At 73.6% G+C, this 10,926-nt stretch carries 4 protein-coding genes and 1 rRNA gene; all 5 read left to right on the top strand.

Going from position 1 to position 10,926, the window contains the following annotated elements; genetic code table 11:
* Window positions 1–92: ribosomal RNA gene (gene rrf / locus Q1K26_RS26865) — 5S ribosomal RNA — on the top strand; the annotation flags it as partial.
* A gap of 229 nt (window positions 93–321) precedes the next feature.
* The gene (ssb, locus tag Q1K26_RS26860) at window positions 322–846 is read left to right on the top strand and encodes a single-stranded DNA-binding protein (RefSeq protein ID WP_300019052.1); all 525 of its coding nucleotides are present in this window, start codon (window positions 322–324) and stop codon (window positions 844–846) included.
* Window positions 847–1,061: 215 nt separating this feature from the next.
* Complete coding sequence (gene ettA, locus Q1K26_RS26855) at window positions 1,062–2,738, top strand: energy-dependent translational throttle protein EttA (protein WP_300019050.1); 1,677 nt, start codon at window positions 1,062–1,064, stop codon at window positions 2,736–2,738.
* A 127-nt stretch (window positions 2,739–2,865) separates the two neighbouring features.
* Window positions 2,866–6,099: a hypothetical protein gene (locus Q1K26_RS26850; protein WP_300019048.1), complete on the top strand. Its 3,234-nt coding sequence runs from the start codon at window positions 2,866–2,868 to the stop codon at window positions 6,097–6,099.
* A 91-nt stretch (window positions 6,100–6,190) separates the two neighbouring features.
* A complete protein-coding gene (locus Q1K26_RS26845; protein WP_300019046.1) occupies window positions 6,191–10,903 on the top strand; it encodes an NAD-glutamate dehydrogenase in 4,713 nt (1,570 codons plus the stop codon).
* The last annotated feature ends 23 nt before the right edge of the window (window positions 10,904–10,926 follow it).

Raw genomic sequence — 10,926 nt, 5'->3', positions numbered from 1 at the left:
CGCCCGGTCCCATCCCGAACCCGGAAGCTAAGCCCTCCAGCGCCGATGGTACTGCACCTGCCAGGGTGTGGGAGAGTAGGTCGCCGCCGACATCAAACCTCAATACTGGGCCCCCGCCATCAGGCGGGGGCCCACTTTTTTTGCCCGCCCGACCGGCCATCGTCGCAGAGGCTGCTGACATCGAGAAGGCGGCAGGGGCCGTTCTTCGGCGAGTTGTCCACAATCGTGGTTCGCCATCCACCGATCCGGACGACTGCTGGCAACGCGCCCCGGATGCGCCGAAGCTCGAACTCGTCGAACGACTTGAGACGAGGAGCCACGATGAACGAGACGACCCTGACCGCCGCGGGCACGCTCATGACGCCGGTGCAGCTGCGTCACCTGCCCGACGGGACCCCGGTGACCAGCTTCCGGATCGCCTGTCACGAGCGGCGCAAGGACCGGGAGACGGGGAACTGGACCGACCATGACACGCTCTTCGCGTCGGTCACCTGCTGGCGTCGGCTCGCGGAGAACGTGTGCGCCTCGTTCCGCAGCGGCGATCCGATCCTGGTGCGAGGACGTATCTACAGCAGGAGCTATGAGAAGGACGGCAGGCGCAGCTGGGTCACCGAGATCGACGCCGACGCCATCGGTCCCGATCTGACACGGTCCACGGCACTCATCACGAGGACCGGTAGGTCCGGTCCGGATGGGGCGGCGGGGCAGGACCGTTCCGCAGTGCAGGACGCGGCCCCCGCTTCGACCGGCAGCTGGTCCTCCGGCTCGGATAGCGCGTCCGGTGACCGTGAGGAAGGCGGTGCGCCGAGCGGCGAGCGGGAGTCGGTAGCGGTCGCCGGGCGGTGAACACGGTCCGGCCACGGGCCACAGGCGAGCGCGCGGTGGGTGCGGAGGCGGTGGGCCCACAGGCACATGCGTACCTACGGGGCCGGTGGCGCGACCGGTTCCCGGGCGCGCAGGCCGGCGGCATCGGTCCGCCGCACGCTGTGCCGTCGGGCCCGGCTCCGGGTCGACGGCGACCGGGCGGAGCACGGTGTTCGGTGAGAACTACGATCGGTGCCGTGGCGGAGTTCATCTACAGCATGCAGAAGGTCCGGAAGGCTCACGGCGACAAGGTCATCCTCGATGACGTATCGCTGAACTTCCTTCCGGGCGCCAAGATCGGCGTCGTCGGTCCGAACGGAGCCGGCAAGTCCACGGTGCTGAAGATCATGGCCGGGCTCGAGCACCCGAACAACGGCGAGGCGATGATCGCGCCCGGCGCGACGGTCGGGATCCTGCTCCAGGAACCTCCACTCACGGAGGACAAGACCGTCCTCGGCAATGTCGAGGAAGGCCTCGGGGAGATCAAGGAACAGCTCGACCGGTACAACGCGATCGCCGAGCAGATGGCGACCGACTACACCGACGAGTTGATGGAGGAGATGGGACGGCTGCAGGAGATCCTCGACCACGCCGATGCGTGGGAGCTGGACTCGCAGCTGGAACAGGCCATGGACGCGCTCCGGTGCCCGCCGCCGGACTCCCCGGTCACCCAGCTCTCCGGAGGCGAGCGACGTCGGGTCGCGCTGTGCAAGCTCCTGCTGAGCAAACCCGACCTGCTGCTGCTCGACGAGCCCACGAACCATCTCGATGCCGAGAGCGTCCTGTGGCTCGAGCAGCACCTCGCCGGCTACGCGGGCGCGGTGCTGGCCGTCACGCACGACCGGTACTTCCTCGACAACGTCGCGCAATGGATCATGGAGCTGGATCGCGGTCGGGCGATCGGTTACCAGGGCAACTACTCCACGTACCTGGAGAAGAAGGCCGAGCGGGTGGCGGTGCAGGGCCGCAAGGACGCCAAACTCGCGAGGCGGCTCACCGAGGAGCTCGCGTGGGTGCGCTCGGGGGCGAAGGCCCGACAGGCGAAGGGCCGGGCCCGGCTCGACCGCTACGAGGAGATGGCTGCGGAGGCGGAGAAGCACCGCAAGCTGGACTTCGAGGAGATCCAGATCCCGCCGGGCCCCCGGTTGGGCAACGTCGTCGTCGAGGTCGATCACCTGGACAAGGGCTTCGACGGCCGGGTGCTCATCAAGGATCTGTCGTTCTCGCTGCCGCGCAACGGCATCGTCGGCGTGATCGGGCCGAACGGCGTCGGCAAGACCACGTTGTTCAAGACGATCGTGGGCCTGGAGCACGCCGATTCCGGCACGGTGAAGGTGGGCGACACCGTCAAGCTGTCCTACGTCGACCAGAACAGGGGCGGAATCGACCCGACGAAAAACGTCTGGGAGGTCGTGTCCGACGGACTGGACCACATCCAGGTCGGTCAGGTCGAGATGCCGTCGCGGGCATACGTGGCGGCGTTCGGGTTCAAGGGCCCGGACCAGCAGAAGCCGGCCGGCGTGCTGTCCGGCGGTGAGCGCAACCGCCTCAACCTCGCCCTCACGCTCAAGGAGGGCGGGAACCTGATCCTGCTCGACGAGCCCACGAACGACCTGGACGTGGAGACGCTCTCCTCGCTGGAGAACGCGCTCGAGCAGTTCCCCGGCTGCGCCGTGGTGATCTCGCACGACCGGTGGTTCCTCGACCGGGTCTGCACCCACATCCTGGCCTGGGAGGGCACGGACGAGAACCCTGCGGCATGGTTCTGGTTCGAGGGCAACTTCGAGGCGTACGAGGCCAAGAAGGTGCAGCGGCTGGGCGTGGAGGCGGCGCGGCCGCACCGGGTCACCCATCGTAAGCTCACGCGCGACTGAGCGCCGGTGTACCCCCGGCCGGTGGAGTCGGCCGGTTCGACCGGGGGAGCCCGGCATGTCGGGAGGTCACGTGGAGTCGACGGGTGCAGGTGCAGCGGATCGTTCGCGCGGGACCGACGTTCTCGGCGTGGCCGCGTCGCTGAGGTGGATCCGGCCCGACCTCACCCGGGCGCTCGCGGAGTACCGGATGGAGTCGGCCTCCGCCGAGGCCGACCGCGACACCTGGCTGCTCGCCGCGGGCTGGCGGCTGCACGCCGCGGCCGCCGCCGGTGACGGCCGGGAGGTGGCGGCCGACGTCCTGGACCGGCTCCCGGGTTGGGGTGCCCAGGTCCTGGTCGCCCCGGCCGCCGGGCGGCTGCGGATCGAACTCGCCGTCCTCGCCCACGATGCAGGAGCTGTCACCGCCTCGCGCGCGCTGATGCCCGCGATTCCGGCACGTGGGGCGGAACCGGAGTTCGTCGCCGATGTCCTCACCGCCGCAGCGCGCTGCGCCCTCGCCGACGCCCACGCGCCGGACGCCGCGACGACCGCGTCGACCTTGGCGCCGGGGCTGGCGGCCTGGGCGTCCGTGGGCGGAGTGCGCGGCGAACTCGGAGCGGCGGGGATGCAGGCCGTCGGGGCGGCTGCCGTCCGCCGGGCGGGGCAGCCGGAGGTCGCCGTCACCCTGGCCGTCGATGGCATGCACCGGCTCGACCGCTGCCGACCCACCCCCGAATCGCCCAGCCCGTCCGCGCATCTCGCAGCGGCTCTCGCCGTCGAGTGGATCGCTGCGCTCATCGAGGCCGGCCGGCCGGAGCAGGCGCAAGATGGCAGCGGGCCGCTCCAGGACCGGCTCGTCGAGTCGGCCCGTCCGACCCCCCAACTCGCGCTGCTGCGACTCACCATCGCTCGTGCGACCGCATCCGACCCCCGTCCGCCGCGGCCCGCAGCGGCCCGCGAACTGGAGCGGGCCGCGAGCGATGCCGCGGCCAGCGACGTCCCGGCCCTGGAGCACGTGTGTCGTACCGCACTGGGTGAGCTCTACGAGGCGATGGACCGGCCCGCCGACTCGGTCGAGTCGATCCGAAAGGCGGTCGAGGCGGATCGTAGGAACCGCAGCCGCGCAGCACGCTTCCGATCTGCGATTGCGCATGCGGAGCCGTTCTGGCGCATCGGCTCGCCGGGCCCTGACACCGTGGGGTCCGACGCCGCGACGGTCGACGTCGTGCCGCTCCCGGTACCGGCCGGGAGTGGCGCGCCGTCGAGCGTGACGACACCACCCGGACACAGCCGGTCCACGCCGGCCGGTGTGGCGGGCGAGGACACGGATCGCGGTCGAGGCGACGCCCGGTCGACCGAGGGCGAGTGGGCAGGGGTGGGTCGCGCGGCCCGTGACGCCGCGCGGAACGAGGTGGGCCCCGGCGGGGCCCGCAGTGTCGGGGGAGTGGCTACAGTCGATCCGTGGGCGACCGGAACGTGGCCGTCCGGCCGGACCGGTCCGGAGAGCGGAGCCGGTCCCGGTGGCCTACCGCGGGCCGTCGACGTCACCGGGCTCACGGCCGGCCCGTCACCGCACGACCCGGCGGGCGTCGACCCGGCGGACCTCGACCCGGCGGACCTCGACCCGACCGACGCCTTCTCCGGCGTCGCCCGGACCGACCAGCGATCCGACGGCGCTGCTGCGGACGTCACGGGCACCCCGGGCAGCACCCCCGAAGCCGGTGAGCAGGATCCGCTCGATCCCACGGTGCCGATCGCATCCGGTCCCGGCGGCCCCGCCGATGCCGGCCGGACGGCCAGGGAGGTGGCCGCGCTGGATCCGGACACCTGGCTCGCCGCCGCGCTGGCCGACCTGGACCGCATCTGGAAGGTCGGAGACGATCCCGTGCGCGTGCTCGACGATGCGCCCGTGGCGGTGACGGACGGTGACTGCGTTGTCGTCCTCGACCTTGCCATGGCCGGGGAGAGGCTGCCCGCGGAGGCGTCGGTACCGACCGTCCGGAGGTTGGTCCGGCGGCTGGAGGACCGGCTCCCGCCGCGTTCCCGGTTGCGGGACGACGGTCCGGAGACCGTCTCGGTGGTCCTCTCCGGCCGGGACCGCGCGTCGGCTGCGGAGTGGGTGCAGCGCGTGCTGCCCGACCTCGTCGACGGCCTGGTCGTGGACACAGCGGCAGGCAGCGCGCTGCTGAGAGCGGCTGTGCACGACGCGGACGGGACGGCGGGCAGCCAGGTCCTGCAACGGCTCGGTGGCACGCGCGGTGGCGACGACACGGCCACGCGGGAGCCCGATCCGACGGCACGCCGCTCGGCCGGGCAGGCGACCCCCGCGAGCCGGAAGCCGTCCGGGTCCTCCGGCGAGGGTGCGCCATCGGGGAGCTTCACCGTCGCACGCGAGAACGGCGTCCCGGAGACCGGGGCGGCCGCCAACGGCGCCGGTGGCTCCGGGGCGGCCGGCGCCGGTGGCCCCGCCGGTTCCGAGGCCGCGGGACACGGCGCCATCGGCAACGGTGCGGCGGCGACCGCGCCCGCGAGCAAGAGCCCCGAACGACATGCTGCCGGGGATGGTGCCCCCGGGGAGGACGTGGCCGGAGATGACGTGGCCGGGCCCGACTCGGCCGGCTCCGCCACGCTCGCTGGTGGTGCCCCCGGGCGGAGCGCCTCCGGGAACGACGCCTCCGGGAACGACCTTGCCGGGGTCGGCGTGGCCGGGGCCGGGACGGCCGTTGGCACGGCTGTCCGGGACGGAGCGACCCGGGATGCTGTGCTCGGTGACGGTGCTCTCGGCAGCAGCGCTCTCGACAGCAGCGCTCTCGGAAGCAGCACAGTCGGGAGCGACGCGGCCGGAGCGGCTCCGGCCGGGAACGGTGTGGCCGGGAACGGTGCGGCCGGGAACGGTGTAGCCGGGAACGGTGCGGCCGGACAGGTGGAGTCGCGCGAGGCGCGGGCCACCGTCCCGCGACCGGCCGCCAGGCACGGCCAGTCCGGTGAGCGACGCCCCTATCTGCCGGCGGGTGTCGTGGTGCGGCCCGGGAGCGGCGGCCGCCGGCACCGGCGCCCGGCGGAGCCGGCAACCGGCGGTGCCGACGGTGGGGTCGTGCCCGGGACGGACCCGTCGGCCAGGCAGGTGCCCGTCGCGTCAGCGGAGGCGGACCGGACCGCCCCGACGCAGCCGGGTGTGGCCCCGCAGGAACATGACACGCCGAGCGCGATCGCAGACGCTGACGGAGCGGGTGGGGGCCCCGGCGGTGGGCCCGCGGCCGGACCGGAGGGCCGCGGGCGGGCCGTGGCCGACGCCCCCGAGGACGGCGACCTGCCCTCCCCCGACGGGCTCGGGCTCGCCGACCTGCTCGCCGGTGCGCTGGCGGCCTACCGCCGGATCTGAGCGGCCCCAGCCGTCACCCGACCGGGGGGCTCCGACGGCCGTGCGGGGATTAGGGTGGCCGGGCCAGCACCCTGCGACCCCGGAGCGGCACGTGACGAGTCGGACCCGCGACACCGATGTGCCCGACCCCGACCTGACGGCCCTCCGTGCCCTGTACGTCCGCCACACCCCCGACCTCGACGGCGTCTCGGGTGACCACCTCCCGCTGCTGCTCGCGGCGGCGCGGTCGCACCTGGACCTGGCTGCCCGACGCCACGCGGGTGAGCCGTCGATCCGGGTGCGCGATCCCCAGCCCGCCACGCCCGGATCCGGGCCGGTCGTCGAGATCGTCACCGACGACATGCCGTTCCTGGTGCAGTCCCTGCTCGCGGGCGTGGCCCGGGCGGGCGGCGAGGTGCTGCGGGTCATCCATCCGATCGTGGTGGTGCGCCGCGAGGACGACGGCGCGCTCGCCGCGGCCCTGACCGACGCCGACCCCGCCGCGCCGCCCGCCGACGGCACGGTCGAGTCGTGGATCCATCTCGACCTCGCCCCGCTGGACATGCCGCACGACCAGCTCGCCGCCGAGCTGGCGGAGGTGCTGCAGGAGGTGCGCGAGGTCGTCGAGGACGCGGAGCCGATGCTGGCCCGGGCCCGCCAGATCGCCGACGCGCTGCCGACGCAGGCACCCGCCGGCGCCACCGCGCGTCCGGCCGACGTCGCGGCCCTGCTGCGCTGGCTGGCCGACGGCCACGTCACGTTCCTCGGCTACCGCCACTACGTCGCGACCCGCGACGGCGAGCTGCGCGCCGATCCGGACTCCGGGCTGGGCGTGCTGCGGCGTGAGGAGGCCGTGCGGCTGTTCGCGCCGCCGGTCGACACCGCGCCGCACCACCCGGACCTGCTCGTCATCACCCGCGCCAACGACGCGAGCCCGCTGCGGCCCGAACACCCGTACTACCTGGCTGTGGCGTCGGTGGACGCCGCGGGCCGGCTCACCGGCGAGCACCGCTTCCTCGGCATGCTCACCGTTCCCGCCCTGTACGAGAGCGTCCTCGACATCCCCGTGATCGCGCGCCGGGTGCGCGACGCGATCCGCCGCGCGGGGTTCCCCCTGGAGTCCTACTCGGGCCAGCAGATGCTCGAGGTGATCTCCGACCTGCCGCGCGACGAGCTGTTCGCCGCCGGTGTGCAGCGGCTGCACGACACCGCGGTCGGGGTGCTCGCGGTGCACGGGCGGCGCGCCGTGCGGCTGTTCGTGCGCCCCGACCCCTACCGGCGGTTCGTCTCGTGCCTGGTCTACCTGCCCCGCGACCGCTACACGACCTCGTCGCGGCTGGCCATGGCCGACGTGCTGCAGCGCCGCCTCGGCGGCACGAGCGTGGACCACACGGCCCGCGTGTCGGCGTCCCGGCTCGCGCTCGTGCAGTTCACCGTGCACGCCGACGCGGACGCGCCCGGCTTCTCCGACGTCGATGTCGACGCCCTGCAGGACGAGCTGGCCGAGGCCGTCCGCACGTGGGACGACCGGCTGCTGTCCACCACCGAGGGCGCGGCGGTGGCGGCGCTGCTCCCGGGCGTACCGGAGGCCTACAAGGCGGCGGTGCACCCCGTGCAGGCCGTCGAGGACCTGCGACGGATCGCGGCGCTCGGTGCGCCCGGCGACTTCTCGGTGCGCCTGCACGCCGCGGCTCCCGGCGAGCCCCGGCGGTTCTCGCTCTACCTCGCGGGCGCTCCGGCCACGCTCACCGCCGTGTTGCCGCTGCTGCAGCAGCTCGGGGTCGAGGTGCTCGACGAGCGGCCGTCGGAGTTCCTCCGGGCCGACGGGATGCGCTGCTGGCTCTACGACTTCGGGATCCAGGTCGACGAGGCCACCCGCGCCGCGCTGACCGGGCGCGACGAGGCCGACGTCGAGCGTGGCTTCTGCTCCGCGTTCAGCGCGGCCTGGCGGGAGGACACCGAGACCGACCGCTTCTCGGCGCTGGTCATGCGGGCCGCCCTGCCGTGGCGGGAGGTGGCGGTGCTGCGCGCCTACGCCCGCTACGCGCGTCAGATCGGCAGCCCGTACGGACCGCAGTACATGGCCGAGACCCTGCTCGCCCAACCCGCCGTGGCGCGGGCGCTGGTCGGGGTGTTCCGGGCCCGGTTCGATCCCGCGATCACCGACCGCGAGCGGTCCGAGCTCGCGGCGCTCGGTGAGGCACGGGGTCTCATCGACGCCGTGACGGGACTCGACGCCGACCGGATCCTGCGCGGCTACCTCGCCATGATCACCGCGACCCTGCGCACCAACTGGTTCCGGGAACGCGACCACTTCTCGTTCAAGCTCGACCCGTCGCAGGTGCCGGACATGCCGGCGCCCCGGCCGCGGTTCGAGATCTTCGTCTACTCGCCGCGGGTGGAGGGGGTGCACCTGCGGTTCGGGCCCGTCGCCCGCGGCGGGCTGCGCTGGTCGGACCGCCCGCAGGACTTCCGTACCGAGATCCTCGGGCTGGTCAAGGCCCAGGCGGTGAAGAACGCCGTGATCGTGCCGGTGGGGGCGAAGGGCGGGTTCTTCGTCCGCGCCGCGCGGCCGGACCCGGCCGAGGTCGAGGCCTGCTACCGCACGTTCATCTCGGGCCTGCTCGACGTCACCGACAACCTCGTCGACGGCACCACGGTGCCGCCGACGGACGTCGTCCGTCACGACGGCGACGACGCCTACCTGGTGGTGGCCGCCGACAAGGGCACGGCACGGTTCTCCGACACGGCCAACGAGGTGGCGGCGTCCTACGGGTTCTGGCTGGGCGACGCGTTCGCCTCGGGCGGCTCGGTCGGCTACGACCACAAGGCCATGGGCATCACCGCGAAGGGGGCGTGGGAGAGCGTCAAGCGGCACTTCCGCGAGCTCGGGATCGACACCCAGAGCCAGGAGTTCACCGTCGTGGGCGTCGGCGACATGTCCGGCGACGTCTTCGGCAACGGCATGCTGCTCTCCCCGCACATCCGGCTGGTCGCGGCGTTCGACCACCGGCACGTGTTCGTCGACCCCACGCCCGACGCCGCCACCGGTTTCGCCGAGCGGCAGCGGATGTTCGCCCTGCCCCGCTCGTCGTGGGAGGACTACGACCGCGACCTGATCAGCGCCGGTGGCGGCGTGTGGCCGCGCACGGCCAAGTCGGTTCCGGTCGGTCCGGAGATGCGGGCCGCGCTCGGGCTCGCCGCCGGCGTCACGCGGCTCAGCCCGCCCGAGCTGATCGCCGCGATCCTGCGTGCCCCGGCCGACCTGCTGTGGAACGGCGGGATCGGCACCTACGTCAAGGCGTCGACCGAGTCGCACGCCGACGCGGGGGACAAGGCCAACGACGCCGTCCGTGCCGACGGACGCGAACTGCGGGTCAAGGTCGTGGGCGAGGGCGGCAACCTCGGGCTGACGCAGCTGGGCCGCATCGAGTTCGCCCGCGCCGGCGGAAAGATCAACACGGACGCGATCGACAACTCGGCGGGCGTCGACTGCTCCGACCACGAGGTCAACATCAAGATCCTGCTCGACCGGCTCGTCGCGGGCGGTGACCTGGACCGCGAGGCGCGCGACGCCGTGCTCGTGGAGATGACCGACGAGGTCTCCGAGCTGGTGCTGGCCGACAACCGCGACCAGAACGCGGTGCTCGGCATCGCGCGGGCGCACGCGGCCGCGATGGCGGGGGTGCACGGGCGGCTCACCGCCGACCTGGTGGAGCGGCGCGGGCTGGTCCGCGAGCTGGAGGTGCTCCCCGACGACGCCGGCTTCGCCGCGCTGGAGGCGGCAGGACACGGGCTCTCCGGCCCGGAGCTGGCCACCCTGCTGGCACACTCCAAGCTCGACCTCACCGCGCAGGTGCTGGCCACCGGTCTGCCCGAGGTGGGTACGTTCGCGGGTCGGCTGCCCGAGTACTTCCCGCGGGCGATGCGGGAGCGGTTCCCCGCAGCGATCGCCGGGCATCCGCTGCGCCGCGAGATCGTCACCACGATGCTGGTCAACGAGATGGTCGACGGCGCCGGGATGACCTACGCGTTCCGGCTCGGCGAGGAGCTCGCCGCGGACGCGACCGACGCGGTGCGCGCGTACGCCGTGGCCACCGCGGTGTTCGACCTGCCCGACCTGTGGTCGGAGCTGCGCGAGGCGGCCCTGCCCACGGCGGTGGCCGACGAGATCGTGCTGGAGTCGCGGCGGCTGCTCGACCGCGCGTCGCGCTGGTTCCTCACCAACCGGCCCCAGCCGCTCGCCGTCGGGGCGGAGCACGCGCGGTTCGCGGCCACGATCCGGGAGCTGCGCGGGCAGCTGTCCGGGCTGCTGCGCGGGCGCGAGCGCGCCGTCGTACAGGAACGCACTGGCGAACTCGCCGCGTCGGGGGTCGGGGCGTCGTGCGCGCTGCGGTCCGGCGAGCTGATGTACGAGTTCGGGCTGCTGGACGTCGTCGAGCTCGTCGAGCTGTCCGAGCGTGATCGCGAGCCGCGGGAGCCCAGTGAGGTGGCGGAGCTGTACTACGCGCTGTCCGAGCACCTGGGCGTCGACCTCGCACTGACGTCGGTGAGCGCGCTCGAACGCGGCGACCGCTGGCACGCCCTGGCCCGCCTGGCCCTGCGCGACGACCTCTACGGCTCCCTGCGGGCGATCACGCTCGACGCGCTGCGCGAGGCCGCGCCGGGCACGAAGGTCGACGACACCATCGCGCAGTGGGAGCGGGCCAACGCGAGCCGGCTGGTCCGCGCCCGCGCGGCACTGCACGAGGTCGGCACGGCCGGTCAGCTCGACCTGGCCACCCTCTCGGTGGTCTCCCGCCAGCTGCGTGGCCTCGCCCGATGACCGCCCCCCGCGCGGGTGACGCA

The organism is Pseudonocardia sp., from assembly GCF_029263155.1.
Classification (GTDB): domain Bacteria; phylum Actinomycetota; class Actinomycetes; order Mycobacteriales; family Pseudonocardiaceae; genus Pseudonocardia.
This window is presented reverse-complemented; position numbering and strand designations above follow the sequence as displayed.